Source organism: Streptomyces sp. NPDC004610, assembly GCF_040609715.1.
In the GTDB taxonomy this organism is placed as follows: Bacteria; Actinomycetota; Actinomycetes; order Streptomycetales; family Streptomycetaceae; genus Streptomyces.
Genome location: NZ_JBEXLA010000003.1, coordinates 194,195 through 216,891, shown reverse-complemented (window position 1 = coordinate 216,891; position 22,697 = coordinate 194,195). Strand labels below are relative to the sequence as shown.

Here is a 22,697-nt window from a genome sequence, read left to right as displayed (position 1 = left end):
CCGGCTCGGCGGTCGCGACCGCCGTCGCCGGGTACCCACAGGCTCGTCGGCTCAGATCCCACCGGCCTCACCGACTTCACCGGGCTCACCGGGGTCACCAGCCACCCGGGCCCCCCTTCCCCCCAGGCCCCCATCCCCCCCTCCCCCACACCCCCTCTGACCGGCCCGTCCCGCCCGGCAGGGCCTAAGCTGGAACAGCCGTTCCCTCCGGGCGCCCCGTGGGACCGGCGCTTCGTCACCCGTCGAGGGAGAGGGAGGCCGCGATGGCCGGTACAGGGACCGGACCGGCGCCGGACGGTACGGCCGGTACGCCCCGCGCGGCGGCCGGGGACGGCACGGCCGGGACGCCCCCGCCCGGGGCGGACAACCGCTACGTACCGATCTCCGAGCACGGCCTGATCGGAGATCTCCGCAGTGTCGCCCTGGTCGGCACCGACGGCACCATCGACTGGTACTGCTGCCCCGCCTTCGACGCGCCCAGCGTCTTCGCCGCGATCCTGGACCGGGACCGGGGCGGCTGCTTCGAGCTGGCGGCGCTCGGCGCGACCCGTACCAAGCAGTTCTACTTCCCCGACACCAATGTCCTGATCACCCGCTTCTTCAGCGAGGACGGCGTGGGCGAGGTGCAGGACTTCATGCCGGTCGGCGGGGAACCGGCGGAGGCCGACCGGCACCGGCTGCTGCGGCGGGTGATCTGTGTACGGGGCACGGTCGCCTTCCGCACCCTGGTCGCCCCGCGCTTCGACTACGGGGCCCGCCCGCACACCCTGCGGATCGAGGACGGCACCGCGGTCTTCGCGTGCGAGCCCCTCTCCCTGGCGCTCACCTCCACCGTGCCGCTGGAGGAGGACGGCGTCGACGTACGCGCCGAGTTCAAGCTCGCCGAGGGCGAGTCGGCGGTGTTCGCGCTGGACCAGCTCGGCGCCGGGCTGCCGCCGAGGCACTGCGCGAGCAGCGAGGCCGAGGCGCAGTTCGAGACGACGGTGGCGTACTGGCGGCGCTGGCTGTCGGCGTCGAAGTACCGGGGCCGCTGGCGGGAGATGGTGCACCGCTCGGCGCTCACCCTGAAGCTGCTCACCTACGCCCCGACCGGCGCCATCGTGGCCGCCCCGACCACCAGCCTGCCCGAGCAGATCGGCGGCGAGCGCAACTGGGACTACCGCTATGTGTGGGTGCGGGACGCGGCGTTCTGCGTCTACGCGCTGCTGCGGCTGGGCTTCGCGGAGGAGGCGGGGGCGTTCATGGAGTTCGTCACCCGGCACATCTCCCCCGGTGACGGCCGCACCTCCGGCCCGCTCCAGATCCTGTACGGCATCGACGGCCGCACCGATCTCCCCGAGCGCGAACTCGGCCATCTGGAGGGCCATCGCGGCTCGGCGCCGGTCCGGATCGGCAACGCGGCGGCCGACCAGCTCCAGCTGGACATCTACGGGGCGCTCATCGACTCGATCTACCTCTACGACAAGTGGGCCACCCCGATCTCCAGCGACCAGTGGGACGATGTGTGCGCGCTGGTGGACTGGGTGTGCGCGCACTGGGACCAGCCCGACGAGGGCATCTGGGAGACCCGGGGTGGCCGCAAGAACTTCCTCTACTCCCGGCTGATGTGCTGGGTGGCGATCGAGCGGGCGATCCGGATGGCCACCAAGCGCGGGCTGCCCGCCGATCACGCCCGCTGGCAGGAGGTCCGGGACACCATCTACCGCCGGATCATGGAGCGCGGCTGGTCGGAGCGGCGGCAGGCGTTCGTGCAGCACGAGGGCGGGGAGGTGCTGGACGCGTCCGTGCTGATGATGCCGCTGGCCAAATTCATCGCCCCCACCGACCCCAAGTGGCTCTCCACCCTGGACGCCCTCACCCAGGACCTGGTCTCCGACTCCCTGGTCTACCGCTACGACCCGGTGGCCAGCCCCGACGGCATGCGCGGCGACGAGGGCACGTTCTCCATCTGCTCGTTCTGGTACGTGGAGGCGCTGGTGAAGGCCGGGCGGGTGGACGAGGCCCAGCTCGCCTTCGAGAAGATGCTGACCTACGCCAACCATCTCGGCCTGTACGCGGAGGAGATCAGCCACACCGGGGAGCAGCAGGGCAACTTCCCGCAGGCGTTCACCCACTTCGCCCTGATCAGTGCCGCGTTCAACCTCGACCGTGCCCTCGGCTGACCCGTCCCCGTACCGCTCACTCCCCCTGGAGCCTTCGTTGACGCGTTCCCTGACCCTCACCCATGTCCGGCTGGGCCCCGGCGGACCGCTCGGCGGACTGCGTGTCGAGGACGGCCGGATCACCGCGCTCGGCCCGGACGTCACCGGCGGGGGCGGCCCCGTACGGGATCTGGACGGGCGGACCGTGCTGCCGGGGCTGTGGGACGCGCATGTGCATCTGGGGCAGTGGGCGAGCGTGCGGCACCGGCTGGATCTGGCCGGGGCGGCGTCCGCGCGGGAGGTCGCCGACGCGGTGCGGACGTACGCGGCGACGGGAGCGGACCCGGTCGTCGGGTACGGGTTCCGGGACGGGCTGTGGCCCGACATCCCGGACAAGGCGCTGCTGGACGGGGTGTGCCCGGACCGGGCGGTGGTGCTGGTCAGCGGGGATCTGCATGCCGCGTGGTTCAACTCGGCGGGGCTGGCACTCGTCGGCCGGGCGGGGCATCCGACGGGGCTGCTGCGGGAGGGGGACGCGTTCGGGGCGGTGTCGGCGCTGCCCGACGCGCCCCCGGAGGTGCTGGACCGGTGGGTCGCCGACGCCTGCGAGGCCGCCGCCGCGCGCGGGGTGTGCGGGGTGGTGGACTTCCACATCGCCGACAACGTGGGCGACTGGACCCGGCGCGCGGCGCGGGGCCGCCCGGCGGTGCGGGTGGACACCGCCGTCTACCCGCCGTACCTGGACGAGGTCCTGGCGCGCGGGCTGCGCACCGGGGACGCCCTGCCCGGCACCGGGGGCCTGGTCCGGATCGGCCCGCTGAAACTGTTCACGGACGGTTCCCTGAACACCCGTACCGCCCTGTGCCGCGACCCCTACCCGGGGCTGGAGGGCACCCCGGAGGCGTACGGGGTGGAGGAGACGCCGTACGAGGAACTCGTGCGGCTGATGCGGCGGGCGGCGGAGAACGGGATCACGCCCGCCGTGCACGCGATCGGCGACCGGGCCAACACCCGGGCGCTGGACGCCTTCGCGGAGGTGGGCCGCGCGGGCCGGATCGAGCACGCGCAACTGCTGTCGGCGGACGATGTGGCGCGGTTCGCGGCGCTGGGGGTGACGGCCGGGGTGCAGCCGGCGCACGCCATGGACGACCGGGACGTGGCGGACCGGCACTGGGCGGGCCGCACCGGACGGGCCTTCGCCTACGGCGATCTGCTCGCGGCGGGCGCCCGGCTGGAGTTCGGCTCGGACGCGCCGGTGTCGCCGCTGGACCCGTGGATCGGGATCGCGGCGGCGGTGCACCGCACGGCCGACGGGCGCCCGGCCTGGCATCCGGAGCAGCGGGTGGCGGTGCGGGACGCGCTGACGGCGTCGGCCCGGGGGCGGTCGGCGCTCGCGGTGGGGGACGCGGCGGATCTGGTGGTGGTGGACGTGGACCCGCTGAAGGCGGACGCGGCGACCCTGCGGGCGATGCCGGTGCACGCGACGATGACGGACGGCCGGTTCACCCACGGCCCGAGGTGAACCGGCGCGGCCCCGACCGGGAGGCGGCCTCCCCCCGACCCCTCCCATACGGCTAAGGTAAGCCTTACCTTGGAATGTCGCACCGGCGTTCGCCGCGCCGGAGGGGAGAACACGTCATGCGTGTCGCCATGTTCGGGTACCAGACCTGGGGTCACCGCACCCTCCAGGCCCTGCTGGACTCCGACCACGAGACCGTCCTCGTCGTCACCCACCCCAAGAGCGAGCACGCCTACGAGAAGATCTGGGACGACTCGGTCGCCGAACTCGCCGAGAAGCACGGCATACCGGTGCTGCTGCGCAACCGCCCCGACGACCCCGAGCTGCTGGACGCGCTGCGCGCGGCCCGCCCGGACATCATCGTCGCCAACAACTGGCGCACCTATCTGCCCGAGGAGATCTTCGCCCTGCCGCCGCACGGCACCCTGAACGTCCATGACTCGCTGCTGCCGTCCTACGCCGGGTTCTCCCCGCTGATCTGGGCGCTGATCAACGGGGACGACCGGGTCGGGGTGACCGCGCACCGGATGAACGGCGAACTCGACGCCGGGGACATCCTGGTGCAGCGGTCGGTGCCGGTCGGACCGGCGGACACCGCCACCGATCTGTTCCACCGGACCGTCGATCTGATCGGCCCGCTGGTGCGCGAGTCCCTCGATCTGATCGCCTCCGGCCGGGACGCCGGGCACTGGGTGCCGCAGGACCGCAGCAAGGCCAGCTTCTTCCACAAGCGGTCCGCCGAGGACAGCCGGATCGACTGGACCTGGCCCGCCGAGCGGCTGGAGCGGCTGGTCCGCGCCCAGTCCGACCCCTACCCGAACGCCTACGCCTTCCACCGGGGCCAGCGGCTGCGGATCGTCTCGGCGGCGGTCTCCGAGGGCCGCTACGGCGGCACCCCGGGCCGGATCTTCATCCGGGAGGGCGACGGCGTGGTGATCGTCGCGGGCGCCGAGGCGTACTCCGGCCGACTGCCGGGCCTGCTGGTACGACGGGTGCGCACCGACGACGGCACGGAGTACGCGGCCGGCGACTACTTCCGCACGATGGGCGGGTACCTCACCTCCCGCCCCTGAAGCAGCACGGCGGACGCCGGACGCCGGGGCGCGGCGCGGATCCGGTCGGCGGGCGCGCGGGGCGCGGGCAGGGGCGGGGGCGGCCCGCGGGAGCCCCCCGGGACGCCGCCCGTCCGCGCCCCGCAGCCGTACGGCGGTCCGGGCGACCTGCTCCCGGACGGGCCGGTGGGTGTCGAAGGCGGCCCGCGCGTCCTGGAAGACGTACTGGACGGCGGCCAGTTGCGCCCGGTCGCGGTGGCGGAGGCCAGAGGGGAAGAGAGGGAAGGGAAGGCAGCCCGGAAAGCTACAGGCGTAGTACTCTGCCTGTAGTGATATAGAGCCGCCTGGTGGTCGCCGAACCGGTACCCGCTCGTCCGCGCCGGGGACCGCACGACTTCCGGAGTGCCCCTTGGTGCGCAGCAATCCCCAGCGACGCGCGGCTCTTGTCGATGCCGCGATCGAAGTACTGGCCCGCGAGGGGGCCCGGGGGCTGACCTTCCGGTCGGTGGACGCCGAGGCGGGCGTACCACCGGGCACCGCCTCCAACTACTTCGCCAATCGGGACGAGTTGCTCACCCAGGCCGGTGCCCGGGTCTACGAGCGGCTGGTGCCGGACGAGGAGACGATCGCCGAGCAGCGCGCCGCGGGCCGGGACCGGGAGACCTACGCCCGGCTGATGCGGGATCTGGTGGGCCGGGTCAGCGGGTTCCGCAGCGGCTATCTCGCGCTGCTGGAACTGCGCCTGGAGTCCACCCGGCGTCCGGCCCTGCGCAAGATCCTCACCGAGCGGGTGCGTGCCGACCTCGACGCCAATATCAGCTACCACCTGGAGTCCGGGCTGCCCGGCGACGCCACCTCCGTGGAACTGCTCTATCTCGCCCTGAACTGGCTGATCGTCGAACAGCTCACCCTGCCGGACGTCCTGTCCCCGGCGGAGCGCGAACGGCTGGTGACGGCGGCGGTGGAGCGGATCGTGCGGGAGTGAGCGGGACGGGTGCCGTCAGGCACTGTCACAGCGGGCGTTCATGGCCTCGCCGGTCCCGCCGGGGCGGCTGTACGCGGGGGCGCCCAGCAGGGCCACGGCGGCGGCCAGCAGCAGGGTGCCGGGCAGGGACCACTCCGCCGTCGCCCCGGCGACCGCCGCGCCCAGGGCGAAGCCGGTGAGCTTCAGGCTGGCGCCCGTGGTGAAGACCTGGCCGCGCAGCCGCTCCGGCGCCTCCCTGTACCGGATCGCGAACAGCGCCGTCAGCTGCGGCCCTTCGCCGACGCCGATCAGCAGGGCGGCGGTGATCAGCAGGGCCGGGTGACCGGTCGCGGCGAGGGCCAGCGCGAGGGCCTGGACCAGGGCGGCGGCCCGCACGAGGGTGTCGGGCGCGAGGGCGAGGGGCGCGCGGGCGAGGACGGCGTTGGCGGCGAGCGCGGACAGCGCGGTGCAGGCCAGCAGGAACGCCCCCTGCCCGGCCCCGCCGAACGCCCGCTCCCCGAGCAGGGGAACGCAGGCCGTCAGCATGCCCTGCGCGGCACAGCAGACGACGGAGGCGACCGTGGCACGGGCGAGCGCCGGGGTGCGCAGCACACAGCGGGCGCCCGCGACGAGGTCGGCGGCCAGCTGCGCACGGGCCGGGGGGCGGGAGCCCGGCCTCGCGGGCCGCGACCGCCAAAGCGGCGGACCCCCGGTCACCCCGGGCGCCTGCCCCCGATCCCGACCCTGACCCCAGCCCTGACCCCGACCCCGACCCTGACCCCGACCCCAGCCCTGACCCCGACCCGAACCCCGGCCCCGACCCCAGCCCCAGCCCCGGCCCCCCTCCGCCCCGCCCCTCACCCCGGACAGCCACCCCGCCCCGCCGCCCGCCGCAGGCAACCCCCACGCCACCGGTGCCGCCAGCGCGATCAGGGTCGCCGACACCACCACCGCCGTCGGCGCGTTCAGCGCTTCCGCCGTCAGACCGGCGAGGGCGGGGCCCGCGAGCGCCGCCGTGCCGAAGGTCATCGCGTCCAGGGCGTTGGCCCGGGGCAGGGCGGTGCCCGGGGCCACCCGGGGGAGTTGGGCGGTCCAGCCGCCGGAGAGAGCCGGGCCCAGCAGCCCGGCGGCGACGGCGATCAGTACGACGGCGGGCAGGGGCAGCCGGCCCAGCCCGGCCAGGACGAGCAGCAGCCCGGTGCCGTACAGGGCGAGCGCGCAGCCCAGCAGTCGGCCGGGGCGGGCGGCGCGGTCGAGGAGGGCGCCCAGGACGGGGCCTCCGACGGCGGCGGCGACGGTACTGCCCGCGAGCAGCAGCGACGCCTGCGACGAGGAGCCCGTGACGGCGAACGCGGCGAGCAGCAGTGCCGGGCCGGACATCTCGTCACCGGTCCTCGCGGTCACCGCGCCCGCGAGATAGCCCCCGAGGGCGTAACGCGATCTCATGCGCGAGACGTTACGGAGGTAACGGAAAACCTCGCAATATGCGTTACATTCGAGGGGTGCCCTCCCCCGCCGAGAACGTCCGTGACGCCGACTGGTCCACCCGGCACTCCGTACTGGCCATGGCCCGCCGCAGTGCCGCCCTGCTCAATGTCCTCGGCGTGCCCGCCGCCGAGCCGCCCGCCCCGGACGCGGTGGCCGCCGTGCTGCGCGGTCATGGCGAGGAAGAGACCCTCGCGCTGACGGCCGCCGATGTCGAGGGGATGCGGTCGGCCGCCGGGCTACTGCGGGAGGTGTTCGCGGCGCGGGACGTGGACGAGGGGGCGGCCGTGCTGAACCGGCTGCTGCGGGAGCACACCGGCCCGCTGCGGCTCACCTCGCACGGCGGGGACACGCCCTGGCATCCGCATCTCGACCGGGACGACGACGGGCCCTTCGGGGCCTGGCTGCTGGCCTCGTCCTGTCTGGCGCTGACCGTGCTGCTCTGGGACCACCAGCGGCTGCCCGGCCGGGTCTGCGCCTCGGCGGCCTGCACCGATGTCTTCATCACCCACGGCAGCGGCCCGGAACGCCGCTACTGCTCCCGCCGCTGCGCCACCCGCGAACGCGTCGCCGCCCACCGGCGGGCCCAGGCGGCCTCACCGTAGCGGGTCGTCACCCGCCTGGCAGCGTGCCTCCTGCGCCGCCATGACCGCGTCCCCGTGCTCGAACGCCCACTCCCCCACCGCCCCGATGGGGGCCAGCAGGGTCCGTCCGAGGTCGGTGAGGCGGTACTCGACGCGCGGCGGTGCCCCGCCCAGGGCGTGCCGGGTCACCAGGCCGTTGAACTCCAGGCGCCGCAGGGTCTCGGTGAGGACCTTGGGGCTGATGCCCCCGATCCGGGCGCGTAGCTCGACCGGGCGCCGCGGACCGTCCCGGAGCGCCCACAGCACCACGGCGTTCCAGGTGTTCGCGAGCAGGTCGAAGGCGAGCCGGGCACGGCAGTCGGCGAGAGGGGCGTCGCTCGTCACGCACCACATGGTGCCCGACGGCCCGCCTAGCGTCTCCTTCCGGAGCGTTGGATCGAGCGCGTACGGAGAGGTGTTCCACGATGAGGATCGGTGTTCTGGGCACGGGCGGTATGGCGCACGCCCTCGCCGCCCACTGGGTCCGGGCGGGTCATGAGGTGGTCGTCGGCGGCCGGGATCCGGACCGGGCGCAGCGGCTGGCGGCCCGGCTCGGGGGCGGTGCGCGGCCTGCGGGGCTGCGGGCGGCGGCCGGGTCCGGTGAGGTGGTGCTGGCGGCGCTGCCGTTCGGCGCGGGGGCCGGTGTCGTGGGGGAGCTGCGGGCGGAGCTGGCGGGGAGGGTGGTGGTGGACTGCTCGGAATCCGGTCGGGCCGGGGTTCCGGCTGCTGACGGGGGCGGGGCCGTCGGCGGCGGAGCGGCTGGCGTCGGCGGCGCCGGGGGCGCGGGTGGTGAAGGCGTTCAACCTCTGCCACGAGGGGGTGTGGCGGATGCGGCCACCGGTCTTCGACGGGCGCCCGCTGGCCGTTCCGGTCTGCGGGGACGACCCCGAGGCCCTGGGGCTGGTCGGGGAACTGGTGCGGGACACGGGGTGTGTGCCCGTCTCGGCGGGCGGGCTGGAGCGGGCGGGACTGCTGGAGGCGACCGCCGCGCTGTTCATCGGCCTGTGGGTCGGCGAGGGGGTGGACGTCCAGGCGATAGCGCCTCCGCATGCCTGTGCGAGCGGTCGGACATCCAGGCCGTAGCGCCCCGCGCCCCAACGGGCCGACGCCCAGGCCGGACCCCGACGGCGTCGGGTCACAGTGCCCGGCGGATCGCCTCGCCCAGGTCGGTGGCGGTCGTCAGGGTGATCCGGGGGCGGTCCACGAGCGCGGTGTCGATCACATCGGCCAGCCGGCGCGGCAGGGACGGCAGCCGCTCGCGGACCGGCACGGGCGGCCGGCGCAGCACGATGTCGACCGGGTCGGCGCCGGGCGGGAAGTCGCGCGGCGCGGACCCCGTGAGCATCCAGTACAGACAGGCCGTCACCGCCCACAGATCGGCGTCCGGGTGGGCGTACTTGAAGTCGATGGCCTGGCCGCGCGGCATGAACGCCAGGCTGCCGCCGAGCGCCCCGGTCAGGGTGTGGCCGGAGAGCCCGGCGGTGTCGAACGCCTTGGCGAGACCGAAGTCCGCGATCTTCACCCGCATCCGCGCCCGGTCCCCGGTGAGGAGCAGGTTCTGCGGTTTGATGTCCCGGTGCACCAGCCCCCGCCCGGTGGTGAGGGTGCCGTCGGCGAGCCGTACCGGCACGGGCGCGGTGTGGGCGTGGGCGAGGGCGCGCAGGGTGTGCAGGGTGATCCCCACCGCGTGCTCGACCGGGAGCCGGCCGCCGGAGCGGACGGTCCAGTCGGCGACGCTGCCCCAGCGGCAGTACTCGCAGGCGAAGTAGAAGGTGCTGCCGTGCGCGCCGCCCCCGTGGACACGCAGTACGTTCCGGTGGCGCAGGGCGCGGGTCACGGCGAACTCGCGCAGGAACTCGTCCCGGGCCGCCGCCCCGACCGGGCCGGGGACCTCCAGTGTCTTCAGCGCGACGAGTTCGCCGGTCCCCTCGCGGCGGGCGAGATGGACGACGCCCTGTCCGCCCCGGCCCAGTTCCTGGAGCAGTTCGTAGCCTCGGATCGCGGTGAGGTCGGTGTGGCCCGCCTCGGCGGCGGCCAGCAGGGTGTGCGCGGCGCCTACGGGGTCCTGACGGGTGTCGGCCCAGGTGGAGGCTTCGACGCCGGGGGCCGGGTCGGTGACCGAGATCCGCAGGACGGTGTCCCCGACGCGGATCTCGTCGCCGTCGGCGGGCTCTCCGGCGCTGTCGGCCAGCGGACGGCCGTTGAGGCGGGTGCCGTTGCGGCTGCCCAGGTCCCGGACGCGGAGGTTAGGCGGGTCGATGTCGAGGACGCAGTGGTGGCGGGAGACCTTCTTCTCGGCGCGGGCGACCCGGATGCCGCACTCCGCCGCGCGCCCGACCAGACAGGTCGTGCGGCGGGTGAAGGTGTGGACCTCGGGGGAGGTGCCGCCGGTGTGGACGGTGAGGGTCACGGACGGGGAGGACTGGGGTGGAGGGGGCACGCTAGCGGGGGCCTTCGACGGTGGTGGGGAGGTCGAAGTCCCAGCTGAGTTCCCAGCAGCGGACCAGGCCCGTGGGGTCGGCGGTGAGGAGCCGGTGGCCGTCGTCGCTGAGGGCCACGCGGTGGACGAGGGCGCGGTGTCCGGTCAGGGTGCGCGGGGTGCGGCCGGTGTCCAGGTCCCAGAGGCGGACCCGGTGGCCCGAGTCGCCGGTCACGGCGAACCGGCCGTCGGTGGTGAGGGTGAGCGCGGTGACCGTCCCGGCGTCCGGGATCGAGCGCAGGACGCGGCCGGTGGCGAGGTCGAAGACGATCAGGGTGTCATGGCCGGGGGTCACCCCGTGGCGGCCGTCGGCGGTGACCGCGAGCAGCCGGTCGTGGTTGACGCTCTCCAGGGTGTAGAGCGGTGCGCCGGTGCGGGTGTCGAAGGCGGTCAGGCCGAGCATGCCGTGGCTGAGCAGGGTGGTGCCGTCGGGGCTGAACGTCAGACGGCAGCCGTGGGGCCGGTCGGCGCGCTTCCACAGCAGCTCGCCCTCCACCACGTCCCACACGCACAGTTCGTCCGGGTGGTGGAAGCGCTCGGCCGGGTTCCCGCTGGTGGAGGCGCGGGACGCGGCGAACGCGCCGTCGAGGCTGAGCGCGACCTCGTCCACGGCCCGGTCATGGGCCCTGGCGGTGCCCCAGGAGGCGTCCACCCGCTGTTCCTCCCGGTGGAGCGAGACATCGCACCAGCGGACCTCGCCGCTGTCCTCGCCGGTGAGGACCCGGTCCCCGGACGGCGAGACGGCCACCGCGCCGACCCGGCCGCTGCTCGGCAGCGGGTAGGAGCGGTCGGAGACGAGGTCGAGGAGATGGGCGCTGCCGTGGTGGTCGTCGTGGAGGACGGCCGCCCCGCCGTCGGCGGTGAGCAGGAGGCTGCTCGCCGTGCCCATGGCCCCGTCGAACGCGCCGAGTTGGCGGCCGTCGGTGGCGTCCCAGGCCATGACGGTCCCGCCGAGGCGGACCGCGGCGAAGTAGCCGCCGTCGCGGCTGAGCGCCAGGGTGGGCGGGGTCGGGAAGGTGCGCGACCCGTCGAGTTCGAGTTGGCGCCAGGCCCCGCGCAGCCCCGTCCGGCGGCCCCTGCGGCCCACGAACCGCCAGAGGTCGCGCAGTTCGGGATGGCGCTCGAAGCCGGGGACGGCCTCGGCGTCCCGCATCAGCGCGGCGCTGCGCGCGAGGCTCCCCCGGCAGGCGAGGTCCAGGGCCTGTTCCAGCAGGGCGCGGAACCGCTCGCCGTGGCCGGTCAGTTCACCAGCGTCCCGGGGGCGGGCGTACACCCAGGGGGCTCGGTAGCCGGTCGAGGGCATCGGCTGCACCCGGACCGCCTGGTAGAGACCGAGCACCGCGGTACGGCCGTCCGCGCTCACGGCGGCGGACCGGGCGCCGTTGGTGTCGTCCGTGCGGTCGGGGTCCCGGGAGGCGAGGGTGTGCAGACAGCGCCCGGTGAGCGGCTCCACGACCCGGACGCCGCCGCTGACCCCGACGAGGGCGAGGGCACCGCCGGGGGCGAGGGCGCTCAGGGAGACATGCCGCAGGCCGTGCCGCACCTGGGCGAGGACCCGGCCGGTTGCCGCGTCCCACAGGACCATGGGGCCCTCGGTCCAGATCTGGAGGGCGTACCGGGCGTCGGGCGCGGGCGCGGTGCCGAAGTGGGACGGGCTCCAGCTTCCGTCGGCGGGCGGGACCAGTTCGGTATGGCTCCGGCAGCGGGGGACGTCCCAGGCGCGGGCGGTGAGGTCCCGGGCCAGCTCCGCCGAGCCGGACAGCGCCCGGGTTCCGTCGGCGCCGAGCGCCAGGGAGTCGACGGACGAGGTGTGCCCCTGCCCCTGGCAGAGGACCGCGCCGGTGGCGAGGTCCCAGAAGCGCAGGGTGCCCTCCGCGTGCCCGGTGGCGCCGATCCTGCCGTCACCGCTCAGCGCTACGGCGGTGGCCGGGGGTGCCGCGAGGGGCTCGGGCAGCGGCAGGCGCTCGCCGCCGGTCAGGTCCCAGCGTTCCAGGGGGCCGTCCCGCCGGGCCACCAGAGCGGTGCGGGCCCCGGCGTCGACGGCCACCGCGGCGACCGGGGCGCCCTCGGCGGTCAGTTCGCGCAGCAGCCGTTCGCCGTCCACCGCCCACATCCGCAGGCGTCCGTCGTAGTCGCCGGAGAGCACCCGGCTCCCGTCGGCGGAGACGGCCACGGCGGTGACGCTGCTGCCGTGCCCGGTGAGGATCACCGGGCGGGTGTCCGGGCGGCTCTCGGCCTCGGCCAGGGCCTCGGCGGTCTCCGCCGACCCGGGGTCCGCGCGGGCCGCCTCGCGCAGCAGGGCGACGGCCTGGGCGCGGTCGTCGCGCTCCAGGTGGACCAGTCCGAGGAACCGGTCGATCCGCCGGGGGTCGCCGCCCGCGCTCCGGGCCGCCTCCAGATCGGCGATCAGCTCCAGGTCGCCGCGGTGGCCCCGGCGCCACTCGAACAGGCCGCGGTTGTAGACCACGACCGGATGGTTGGGGTCGGCCGCCGCCGCCCGCCGCCACAGTTCCTCGGCCTCCTCGACCCGCTCCAGGTCGAGCAGCGACAGCGCGTGGTTGGACAGCCCCTCGGCCAGCAGCTCCACCGCCCGCGGCGCCCGGCGCGGATACGGGGCGCCCGTGAGGGAGGCGTACACCTCGGTGAGGACGGTGGCGGCCTCGCCCGGCGCCGGGCGCCCGGCCGGGTCGGGGGTGAAGCAGCGCCGCAGCAGGGCCACGACCGGCGGGGGCGGGGCGGGCACCCGGCGGGGGGCGGCTCCGGCGGGTCCCGTCGGAGCGGCCGGTCCATCGGTGAGGAGGACGTCCAGCGCCTCGGCGGCGGCCTGGCCGTGGGGGGTGGGGCGGGCGCCGTTGAAGAGTTCCAGGACGGTCAGCCCCCAGGACCACATGTCGGTGGCGGGTGTCATCCGGATCTCCCGCCGCCCGGCCGCCGCGAGGGCCTGCTCCGGGGAGCAGTAGGGGCGGGTCAGCCCGCCGAAGGTGACCCCGGGGGCCGGGTCCCGCCCGGTCTCACCGGGGGCGGTGGCGCGGGTACCGGCGAGACCGAAGTCGGTGACCTTGGCGGTCCCGTCGGGCTCCAGCATCACATTGGCCGGTTTGACGTCTTGGTGGACCAGCCCGGCGGCATGCGCGTGCTCCAGGCCCCACGCCATCTGCACGGCGATGTCCAGGATCCGGCGCAGGGCCGCGTCCGGGCCGTCCGTGTAGAGCGTGCCGCCCTTGACGGCGTCGGCGAGGCTGCCCCCGTCGACCCACTCGGCGAAGACCCGGGGCAGTCCGCCGATGGTGCGGACATAGGAGCAGTTGACGGTGTGGGGATGCAGGCCCAGGTTCACCCAGGTGCCCGCCTCCGCCTCGAACCGGCGTCTGCCCTCGGCGGAGGCGACGCGTTCGGGGCGGGGGGTCTTCACCGCGAGGTCGATGTTCCAGCCGAGGTGCCGGACCCGGTGGACGACCCCCATCCCACCGCTGTGCACCGCGTCCACGACCTCGTACAGACCGAGGATCACCTCACCGGGCCGCCAGGCCGTCACCGTCATGGGTCCCCCACCCCTGAAATCGTCAGCGCGTCGATCCGTCCGTACGTCGGTTGTCCGGTTCGTCAGTCGGTCAGTCGGTCAGTCCGTCAGGGCCACATAGAGCGGGCTGCCCAGCAGGACCCGCATGTGGGGGTGGGGGTCGGCCTCCGGGTAGGGGCTCGCCCCCTCGACCAGTCGCCGGGCGACGAACTCCACGGACTGCGCCGGGCCGCGCAGCACCCGCCCGGCGGAGTGCACCCAGGCCAGCGCCGAGGGGTCGGTGGGCGCCTCGACACCGTCGGCGGCGAAGGTGGCGGCGAGGCCGTCGATCAGCGCCGGGGTGGAGGAGGGCGCGAACACGGTCTCCTGCGGGGCGCTCCCGCCGATCACATGGGCACCCGCGCCGCCGAGCCCGACGATCGTGCGCGGGGTGCGCCCGCCGAAGTACACGGAACCCGCGCCGTTCCCCCCGCGCAGGGGTCCCCATTGCATCGGCAGCGAGTCGCTGAAGTACGGGCCGGGTTGGTCGGCCGTGCCCATCGGCTCGTGCTCGCGCAGATGGGCGAGCACCCGCTCCAGCCGGGCCACCCGGTCGGGCACGGCGGCCTCGACACTGCGTCTGAAGCTCAGGAACTTCACACTCATGCCCGCTTCGGTGGTCCGCCGTCCGCCGAAGGCGGGGTCGATCTGCGCGAGCAGCATGTCGACCTTGGCATCACTGATGTAGAGGTAGTAGCGCACTGACACACGGTCAGGCTAACGCGGCCCTCTGACAGTCGGGCGATCCGCGCGCACTTCCGCACGCTCTCTCCTCTCACACCGCTCCCCCTCATGTGCCGCATACGACGACGATCGTGCCGTCCGCGCCCGTGCGCCCGCCGTTCCCGCTCCCCCTCACGCGCCGAGCACGACGACGATCGTGCCGTCCGCGCCCGTGCGGTCCAGGGTCTGGAGGGCGCCCCGGAGTCCCTGGGCGGTGTGCGGGAGGGTGAGGTCGGCGACCGCGGCGGCGGTCCGCACCCCGGTGCCCGGCCGTGCCACCACGGCGAGCCGGGTGTCCGAACCCGCGCGCAGATAGCGCCCCACGCCCGCCGCCACGGCGCCGTCGCGCATCACGATCCACGCCGCCGGTGTCTGGGCCAGGATCTCCGCGCCGAGCCCGTAGGGGCCGGACCAGTCCAGCGCGTCGGGGAGCCGGTGGCGGTGGTCCAGGAAGTGGCCGCCCGCCCGCTCGGCCAGTTCCTTCGCCGACTCCCGCGCCCCGAAGGCCGCCCCGGGCGTACGGCAGTGCCCGCCGCGCCGCTCGATCGCCCGCACCTCGGCCGGGTCGGCCGGGGCCCGGAGGACGGCGGTGCAGTCGAGGCCGAGCAGCCGGGCGAAGTACGCCTGCGCGACCGCCATCCCGCCGTCGGCCGCGTCGAAGAGCGGGGTGTCCCGGTCGATCCGGCCCTCGCGCAGGGCGTCCAGCAGCAGATCGCGGGCGGAGCCGTGCGCGGCGCTGCCGCTGGGGCGGCGGGACTCGTCCTTCAGCCGGATCCGTACGTCCGGCCGCCCCCGCAGGGGGCCGTGGTCCGGTCCCCGCAGGGGGACGTGGTCCGGTCCCCGCAGGGGGACGTGGTCCGGTCCCCGCAGGGGGACGTGGTCCGGTCCCCGCAGGGGGACGTGGTCCAGGGGTGTGGGTGGTTCGCAGGCCCGGTCGGCCAGCAGCAGGTCGATCGCCCGGCGTGCCCAGGCGCCCGTTGACTTCTCACCGTGTTCATGTCCCATTCCCGATCCCTTCATCCGGCTCCCGATGCTAAAGGGAGGAAAGGGGGTAATCGCCGGGATTCACTGGGAAGTTGGGCGTTCAAGGATGAACTGACGCACAGATATCCGGAGGGTCGTCGGCCCGGAGGCGCTCCGGCGGCGGGCTCAGAGCAGCGGCACCCTCGCGAACCGGGCCGCGATGTGCAGGTCCGACTCGATGGCGGTGGCCGTCTCGCGGAGTGCGGGGAGGAGGTCGGTGACGCACTGGGCGGGGGTGCGGCGGCTGCTGTGGGTGGTGATGCCGATCGCGGCGAGGGCGGTGCCGTGCCGGTCGCGCAGAGGGACCGCCAGGGAGCGCAGGCCCTCCTCCAGTTCCTCGTCGACCAGGGCGAATCCCCCGGCGCGGGTGCGGTCGAGGACGGCGGCGAGATCGTCCGCGCGGGTGATCGTGCGGGCGGTGAGGGGGTCGTGGGCGGCCGGGCCGAGCCGGGCGGCGCGTTCGCCGGGCGGCAGGGCGGCGAGCAGGACCCGGCCGGTGGCGGTGGCGTGGGCGGGCAGCCGGGAGCCGACCGCGATGTCGACGTCCATGATCCGTCCGGTGGTGACCCAGGCGGTGTACTGGACCTCGTCGCCGGTGAGCACGGCGAGGGCGGTGGAGTCCTGGACGCTGCGGGCGAGCGCGGCGAGATGGGGGCGGGCGACCCGGGTGACGGTGGTCTTCGACAGGGGCGGGAAGCCCAGGGCGAGGACACGCGGGGTGAGGCGGAAGCCTCGGCCGTGCGCGGTGATGTAGCCGAGGTGGTCCAGGGTGATCAGGGCGCGGCGGGCGGTGGCGCGGGCCAGGCCGGTGGCCTCGGCGACGGCGGTGAGGGTGAGTTCGGGGCGGCCCTCGCCGAAGGCGGTGACGACGGTGAGGCCGCGGGCCAGCGATTCCACGAACTCCCGGCCGAGTTCCTGCTTGGAGGCGCTGGTCCACCCGGCGAGCCCGGACGGGCGGTCGGCGGGCTCGGCGGGCGGGGCGGTGGCGAGGGTCCGCTCCATCGCGGCGACGGCGGTGCGCAACCGGGGCAGCAGGGCGGTGCGCAGGGAGTCGGCGCTGTGCCGGCTGGTGTGGCTGACGACGCTGGCCACACAGGCGATCCGCCCGTCCGCGCCGCGCACGGGCACCGACAGGGCGACCAGGCCGGGCTCGATGAGCTGGTCGTCCAGCGCCCATCCGTCGGTGCGGGCCCGCTCGACGGCGGCCTCGAAGTCGGCGCCGGGCAGGGCGCCCGAGCGGGGCGGTACGGCGGGGAAGGCCCGGTCGGCGGGGTCGGCGGCGCGGCGCCGGTGCCAGCGCTCCCAGTCCCCGGCGCTCCAGTCGGTGGCGAGCAGCGGGCCGGGCGCGGTGCGTTCGGCGGGGAGCAGATCGCCGATGCGGAAGCTGAGGGAGAGGGCGCGGCGCCGGGTGGCCTGGTGGAGGAAGCGGATGCCGTCGCCGTCGGCCACCGCCAGGGACACCGATTCGTCGAGGGTGTCGGCGAGGGCGTCGGCGTGTCCGGCGAGCAGGGCGGGCAGGCGCAGGGCGGCGAGATAGGCGTTGCCGAGTTCCATCAGCCGCGGGGCGAGCACCACGTCGCGGCCGTCCAGCCGTACGTATCCCATCCGGGCGAGGGTGGCGACGACGCGGTCGACGGTGGAGCGGGCGAGGCCGGTGGCGCGTTCCAGGTCGCCGAGGGCCGCCGTGCCGTCGGTGTCGGTGAGGCGGCGCAGGACGGCGATGCCCCGGACGAGGGGGGTGACGGCCTCCGGCGGGGGCGCGGTGTCCGGCGCGGGCGCCGGGGGCGGGGGGAGGGGGCGGCTGGTCGTCATGGGCTTCGGGGCTCTTTCGTGGGGGATGTCCGGGCCGCCGCGGTCGGCGGATCCGGGTGCGGTGGGCTCAGGGACCGTTGACAGAGCCGGAGGCCGGGCGCACACTCGTTCCGAAATATTGTGAACTAATTTTCACCAGACGAACATACTAGCTGACCGGGACAGATCGCCGGACGAGCAGAGAGGGCGGCGGGGCCGCGCGCCCGGGGCGACGGCGGCGGCCCGGCCCGCTGTTCGACGACGAGGAGACGCTCATGCACACCACCGTCGGGATCATCGGCGGCGGCCCCTCGGGGCTGCTGCTCGCCCGTCTGCTGCACAACGCCGGTATCGACAGCGTGGTCCTGGAGCGCCGCGACCGGGCCTATGTCGAGCAACGGCAGCGGGCCGGCATCCTGGAGCAGGCCACGGCGGACGTACTGATCTCGGCCGGGGCCGGGGCCCGGCTCCAGCGGGAGGGCATACCGCACGACGGCATCGAACTGCGCTTCGGCCGACGCGCCCACCGCCTCGACTTCCCCGCCCTCACCGGCGGCCGGCGGGTCTGGGTGTACGCGCAGACCGAGGTGGTCAAGGACCTCGTCGCCCTGCATCTGACCGAGGGCGGACCGCTGCTGTTCGAGGCCGAGGTGCACGCGGTGGAGGGCGCCGACACCGAGCGCCCGCTGATCCGCTACACCCACGAGGGCCGGGAGCAGACCCTGACCTGCGACTACGTCATCGGCTGCGACGGCTACCACGGAGTGGCCCGCACCGCCCTGCCCGAGCGGGTCCGCACCACGTACGAGCGGGTCTACCCCTACTCCTGGCTGGGCATCCTCGCCGAGGCCGCGCCGGTCTACGACGAGCTGATCTACGCCCACTCCGAGCGCGGCTTCGCGCTGGCCAGCATGCGCTCCCCCACGGTCAGCCGGCTCTACCTCCAGGTGCCCAACGGCACCGACCCGGCCGACTGGCCCGACGAGCGGATCTGGGACGAGCTGGACACCCGGTTCGCGATCGACGCGGAGCCGGGCTGGCGGCTGAAGCGGGGGCCGGTCACCGGCAAGTCGGTGCTGCCGATGCGCAGTTCGGTGACCGAGCCGATGTGCCACGGACGGCTGTTCCTGGCCGGGGACGCGGCGCACATAGTGCCGCCGACCGGCGCCAAGGGGCTGAACCTGGCCGCGACCGATGTGATCGTGCTGGCCCGCGCCTTCGCCCACCTCAAGGAGACGGGCTCGACGGCACTGCTGGAGGCGTACTCCGACACCTGTCTGCGGCGGGTGTGGCGGGCCGAGCACTTCTCCTGGTTCATGACGACGACCCTGCACACCGACCCTGGGCAGAGCCCGTTCGAGACCCGGCTCCAGCTGTCCCAGCTCGACCGGGTGGCGTCGTCACCGCACGCCGCCGCGGAACTCGCCGAGAACTACACGGGGTTGCCGCTGGACCCCGCCCCGGCGTCCGCGTAGCCGTCCCCTCGCCATCCGCCCGGTGCCGGGCCCGGCACCGGGCGCCTGAGAGGATGGCCGCCGACCGCTCCCGGGGGCCCGACCGCGCCCCCGGCCAGAAGGGGGAACCCCATGGTGATACTCGTCCTGTCCGTGCTCGTCGTCCTCGCCGTCGCCGGGTGCGCGTGCGTCGTCTGGGCCTCGCGCGGCGGCCCGCGCTGGGTACGCGGCGTGGCCTCGGCGACGCTGGGCGCGGGCGAGCTGGTACGCAAGTCGAACCGCGGCCGGAACCAGTCGGGGAACTCGGGGAACTCCGGGAGCGCGGACGGCGGATGACCGTTGGACGACCCGGTGGAGGGGATGACCCGGCGGAGGCGCCGGAGGGGAGGCGCCGGGTGCCGCACTCCCCTCTCACCTCAGGTCAGGGTCCCCGGGTCGCAGCAGCCCTCCCGTCGCATCAGGTCGCTGACCTCCAGCCAGTCCGTGGCGGCCCGTGCTCCCGCGTCGCCGTCCCGGCTGAACTCCGCCACCAGATCGTCCTGTTCGAAGACCGTCCCGCCGCGCAGCACGGCGACCGTCCGGACCAGGGTGGTGAAGTCGGTGAACGGGTCGCCGTCGACGATCGTCAGATCCGCGAGCTTGCCCTCCTCCAGGCTGCCCAGGTCGGCGTCGGCGCCGAAGACCCGGGCGGGCAGCAGGGTCGCGGTGCGCAGCGCCTCGGCCGGGGACAGCCCCGCCCGGTGCAGGGCGCGCAGCCCCAGATGGAGGCTGAGGCCCACCGCGACGAGCGGCTGGTCCGTGCCGAGGGCGACCAGGCCGCCCGCGTCGAGGACCCGCCGGTAGACCCCCGTCTCGCGGCTCAGCGTGGCGAGCTGGTCCGGCGTCGGCGGGGCCCCGGCCTGCTGCCGGACCAGGGCGATGTCCCACGGCGGCATCAGCGCGGTGACGCGCGGATCGTCCGCGAGCGCCGGGTCGGCGCCGAGCAGCGGCGCGGCGGCGAACGGGGTGGCGACCAGGTGGAAGGCCGTACCGGAGTAGATCTCGGTGACGTCCTGGTAGGCGTGGCCGCCCGCCGAGGTGGCATGGCCGAACTCCAGCCGCTGGGTGGCCTGGAGATGGGTCGTCAGATCCTGGCCCAGCTGGACGCCGGGGCTGCACAGATGGCTGCCGCTGCGTACCCCGAGCTTCTCGTGCCCGAAGGCGGCGGCCTCCCGCATCAGCCAGCCGGGGGCCCGTACATAGGTCTTGACGAAGTCCCAGTCCAGGGCCTGGGCGCGGGTCAGGGTGCGCTGGAGGCCCTCGCGGGTGCGGTGGGCGCGGCCCATGCTGTAGGCGACGCGGGACCCGTCGAGGAGTTCGCCGGTGGTGAGGAGCCGGGGTCCGGTGAGGGCACCGGCGGCGACCGCCTCGCGCAGCCGGGCCTGTTCATAGGCGAAGCCGCCCAGGGAGACGGCGGTGGTGATGCCGTACGCGATCTGGAGGGCGGTCTGACGGCCGCCGTAGGTGGACTGCCAGGGGTGGGTGTGGGCGTCCCACAGTCCCGGGATCACGGTCCGGGCGCTCGCGTCGACCCGGTGGTCGGCGGCGCGGTCGGCCCGGTGCGGGGCGATCTCGGCGATCCGGCCGCCCCGGATCACCACATCGACGTCCTCGCGGACCTCGTCCCCGGTGCCGTCCCAGAAGCGGCCCGCGTGGACGACGGTGTCGGCGGGGCGGGGGCGGCGGTAGTCGAGCGGGACCCGGACGGTACGGGCCTTGCCGGTGCCGAGGTCGAGCAGGCGCAGCCGGGCCGCGGAGAGATAGAGCAGGCTGCGGCCGTCGGCGGACCAGGAGGGGTGGTCGGCGGCCTCGGAGGTGAGGCGGCGCGGCTCGCCGTCCGGGGTGCCGTCGGCGCGGACCGGGAGCAGCCACAGCGCGGACTCGGCGATCACGGCCATCCAGCGGCCGTCCGGCGACCACACCGGCCCGGAGTCGTAGCGGTCGGAGAGGGAGGTGTGCGGGGCGAGGGCGTGCAGGGTGGCGGTGCCGTCGGTGGTGTCGACGACCCGGATGAGGTTGTAGCCCTCGCGGAAGCGCCGGTTGAGCCGGTTGCGGTCGCAGAGGGCCACGTACCGGCCGTCCGGGGACCAGCTCGGCCGCCCGGGGAGACCGCCGGTGCCGAGCGGGCCGGCGAGGACGCGTTCGGCGCCGTCGGGCAGCTCGCGGACGACCAGGTTGCCGGCCATGTCGAGGCAGGCCAGCCGGGTGCCGTCCGGCGCGAGGGCGGGAAAGACCCGGCCGCCCGCGGCCAGTACGGTCTCGTCGCCGGTGGCGAGATCGCGGCGGCGTACGGCGAACAGTCCGTCGCGGTCGTCGGCGAAGACCAGCCCCTTGCCGTCGGGCGTCCAGACCGGCGCCAGCACATAGCGGGTGGCGGGAACCTGAAGGACCTTGCGGACCTTGTTGCTGCTACTGACGCCCTGGGATGCCCGGCCGCCCTCGGTCCCGGTGGTCCACAGCGCGTTGAGCGCGGCGAACGCGACCGACCGGCCGTCCGGCGAGAGCGCGGGCAGATGCAGCGCCCGCACCGGGCGGACGCCGGTGCCCTCGAAGTCGTACCTCTTGGTCCGGTAGCGGGGCCTCTCGACCGGGAGCGGGGCGGTGAACGCGATGTCCTCCGGCCGGTCGCCGGGCGTGTCCGGGTCGATCAGGCGGAACCGGCCGTCGACGGTGAGCAGCAGCCGCTCGCCGTCGCTCCAGCGGGGCGGGGCGGGCAGTACGTCGCCGTCGACGGCGACCGGGCGGCCGTCCACCACCAGGGCGCAGGACGCGGTGGGCGCGGCGGTGGTCCGCAGATAGGCCAGGCGTCCGGCGGGTGAGACGGCGGGGGTCATCAGCTGGGCGCCGGAGCCGTCGAGGTGCTCGGCGGTGACCGGTCCGGAGCCGTCGGCGGCCACGGCGGCGACGGTGTCGGCGCGCAGGGCGCCGGTCGCGGTGACGGCGGCGCGGACGAACAGCACGCGGGAGCCGTCGGGCGACCAGGTGGGGTCGTAGTCCTCCCACTCGCCGCCCTGCGCCGGGCCGTCCTGACCGGGCCGCCCGGTGAGCCGGGTCAGCACCCCGGTGCGCACATCGACGGTCCAGACGCGGTACGGGGAGCCGGTGACCGGGTCGCCGCCGCGCTCGGAGGCGAACGCGATACGGGTGCCGTCCGGCGACCAGGCGGGCCCGCGGTCGTCGTGGGGGCCGTCGGTGAGCCGGCGCAGCTCAGAGCCGTCGGGGCGCAGGGTCCACAGGTGGTATCCGCCGCCGTGGTAGGCGCAGACGACGAGGGTCTCGCCGTCGGGCGCGAACTGCGGGCGGGTCGGTTCGAGCCCGGCCGGGGTGAGCGGTACGGCGGTGCCGCCCGCGCGGGGCACCGACCACAGCACGCTCTGGATCTCGGCGATCAGCCGGTCCCCGGCGGGCGCGAGGGTGGCGGAGCCACCGGTGGCGCGGGTGAAGGTGAGGGTGGTGGGGGCGGTTGGTTCGGCGGCCGACGCCGGGGTGCCGAGGGCGACGGGGCCGCCCGCGCCGGCCAGTGCGGTGGCGGCGGCGGTGACCTGGAGGAATCTACGGCGGGAGAGGGACCACGGGACGAGCGGATGGGCGAGCGAATGGGCGAGTGGGTGGGCCACCGGTTGGGCGAGCGGGTGGGCCGCCGGTTGGGCGAGCGGGTCGGGGCCGGTGGACGGGCTGATGTCCGAGCGGGCTGCGAAGTCCAAGAGTGCTCCTGATGCACGGGGTCGAGGTGCCGGAGAAGAGCCACTGGGGGAAACGTACGGGGGTGGGGGCGGTCACGGGTGGAGGGGTGGTGGTTCTCGGCCGATGTTCGGGGGCCTGCGGGGGTTCCGGGGGGCCTGCGC

Annotated in this window: 15 protein-coding genes and 1 pseudogene; 8 read left to right on the top strand and 8 right to left on the bottom strand. The window is 75.1% G+C overall.

Features of this window, described 5'->3' with window-relative positions; all coding sequences use genetic code 11:
• Nucleotides 1-263 precede the first annotated feature (263 nt).
• The 4 genes from ABZX40_RS05050 (at nucleotide 264) to ABZX40_RS05035 (ending at nucleotide 5,697) form a co-directional block, all read left to right on the top strand.
• The gene (locus ABZX40_RS05050; RefSeq protein WP_355737336.1) at nucleotides 264-2,162 is read left to right on the top strand and encodes a glycoside hydrolase family 15 protein; all 1,899 of its coding nucleotides are present in this window, start codon (nucleotides 264-266) and stop codon (nucleotides 2,160-2,162) included.
• Nucleotides 2,163-2,199: 37 nt separating this feature from the next.
• Nucleotides 2,200-3,663 carry an amidohydrolase gene (locus ABZX40_RS05045; protein ID WP_355737333.1) on the top strand — a complete coding sequence of 488 codons (1,464 nt, stop codon included), beginning with the start codon at nucleotides 2,200-2,202 and terminating at the stop codon, nucleotides 3,661-3,663.
• A gap of 116 nt (nucleotides 3,664-3,779) precedes the next feature.
• Entirely contained in the window at nucleotides 3,780-4,733 is a 954-nt protein-coding gene (locus tag ABZX40_RS05040) for a methionyl-tRNA formyltransferase (protein ID WP_355737330.1), read from the top strand.
• A gap of 388 nt (nucleotides 4,734-5,121) precedes the next feature.
• Nucleotides 5,122-5,697 carry a TetR family transcriptional regulator gene (locus ABZX40_RS05035; protein ID WP_355737328.1) on the top strand — a complete coding sequence of 192 codons (576 nt, stop codon included), beginning with the start codon at nucleotides 5,122-5,124 and terminating at the stop codon, nucleotides 5,695-5,697.
• Nucleotides 5,698-5,712: 15 nt separating this feature from the next.
• On the opposite strand, the gene ABZX40_RS05030 is transcribed toward ABZX40_RS05035, so the two are convergent.
• Complete coding sequence (locus tag ABZX40_RS05030) at nucleotides 5,713-7,122, bottom strand: MFS transporter (RefSeq protein ID WP_355737325.1); 1,410 nt, start codon at nucleotides 7,120-7,122, stop codon at nucleotides 5,713-5,715.
• A 38-nt stretch (nucleotides 7,123-7,160) separates the two neighbouring features.
• On the opposite strand from ABZX40_RS05030, the gene ABZX40_RS05025 reads away from it, so the two are divergent.
• Nucleotides 7,161-7,766 (top strand): CGNR zinc finger domain-containing protein, encoded by a 606-nt coding sequence (locus ABZX40_RS05025; RefSeq protein ID WP_355737322.1) that lies wholly within the window; start codon nucleotides 7,161-7,163, stop codon nucleotides 7,764-7,766.
• On the opposite strand, the gene ABZX40_RS05020 is transcribed toward ABZX40_RS05025, so the two are convergent.
• On the bottom strand, nucleotides 7,758-8,129 hold the full coding sequence (locus ABZX40_RS05020; protein WP_355737319.1) for a helix-turn-helix domain-containing protein: 372 nt from the start codon (nucleotides 8,127-8,129) through the stop codon (nucleotides 7,758-7,760). The two genes, ABZX40_RS05025 and ABZX40_RS05020, sit on opposite strands and share 9 nt — an antisense overlap.
• Before the next feature lie 80 nt (nucleotides 8,130-8,209).
• Between ABZX40_RS05020 and ABZX40_RS05015 the strand changes: the two are divergent.
• Nucleotides 8,210-8,867: pseudogene (locus ABZX40_RS05015) on the top strand (NAD(P)-binding domain-containing protein).
• Nucleotides 8,868-8,919: 52 nt separating this feature from the next.
• On the opposite strand, the gene ABZX40_RS05010 reads toward ABZX40_RS05015, so the two are convergent.
• The 5 genes from ABZX40_RS05010 to ABZX40_RS04990 all read right to left on the bottom strand — a co-directional run bounded on the left by ABZX40_RS05010 (nucleotide 8,920) and on the right by ABZX40_RS04990 (nucleotide 17,380).
• Nucleotides 8,920-10,194 (bottom strand): FHA domain-containing serine/threonine-protein kinase, encoded by a 1,275-nt coding sequence (locus ABZX40_RS05010; RefSeq protein WP_355737316.1) that lies wholly within the window; start codon nucleotides 10,192-10,194, stop codon nucleotides 8,920-8,922.
• Between the two features lie 31 nt (nucleotides 10,195-10,225).
• Nucleotides 10,226-13,804 (bottom strand): protein kinase, encoded by a 3,579-nt coding sequence (locus tag ABZX40_RS05005; protein WP_355737313.1) that lies wholly within the window; start codon nucleotides 13,802-13,804, stop codon nucleotides 10,226-10,228.
• Between the two features lie 78 nt (nucleotides 13,805-13,882).
• Nucleotides 13,883-14,530, bottom strand: a complete 648-nt coding sequence (locus tag ABZX40_RS05000; protein WP_355737310.1) for an SAVMC3_10250 family protein — start codon at nucleotides 14,528-14,530, stop codon at nucleotides 13,883-13,885.
• A 147-nt stretch (nucleotides 14,531-14,677) separates the two neighbouring features.
• On the bottom strand, nucleotides 14,678-15,550 hold the full coding sequence (locus tag ABZX40_RS04995) for a pyridoxal-phosphate dependent enzyme (protein ID WP_355737307.1): 873 nt from the start codon (nucleotides 15,548-15,550) through the stop codon (nucleotides 14,678-14,680).
• Nucleotides 15,551-15,694: 144 nt separating this feature from the next.
• Nucleotides 15,695-17,380 (bottom strand): IclR family transcriptional regulator C-terminal domain-containing protein, encoded by a 1,686-nt coding sequence (locus ABZX40_RS04990; protein ID WP_355737304.1) that lies wholly within the window; start codon nucleotides 17,378-17,380, stop codon nucleotides 15,695-15,697.
• Nucleotides 17,381-17,634: 254 nt separating this feature from the next.
• On the opposite strand from ABZX40_RS04990, the gene ABZX40_RS04985 reads away from it, so the two are divergent.
• Together ABZX40_RS04985 and ABZX40_RS04980 are read left to right on the top strand one after the other, a co-directional pair.
• Complete coding sequence (locus tag ABZX40_RS04985; protein ID WP_355737301.1) at nucleotides 17,635-18,834, top strand: 4-hydroxybenzoate 3-monooxygenase; 1,200 nt, start codon at nucleotides 17,635-17,637, stop codon at nucleotides 18,832-18,834.
• A gap of 111 nt (nucleotides 18,835-18,945) precedes the next feature.
• Nucleotides 18,946-19,149, top strand: coding sequence for a hypothetical protein (locus ABZX40_RS04980; protein WP_355737299.1), 204 nt, complete (start codon nucleotides 18,946-18,948; stop codon nucleotides 19,147-19,149).
• Nucleotides 19,150-19,229: 80 nt separating this feature from the next.
• On the opposite strand, the gene ABZX40_RS04975 is transcribed toward ABZX40_RS04980, so the two are convergent.
• Nucleotides 19,230-22,469 (bottom strand): amidohydrolase family protein, encoded by a 3,240-nt coding sequence (locus ABZX40_RS04975; RefSeq protein ID WP_355737365.1) that lies wholly within the window; start codon nucleotides 22,467-22,469, stop codon nucleotides 19,230-19,232.
• Between the last annotated feature and the right edge of the window lie 228 nt (nucleotides 22,470-22,697).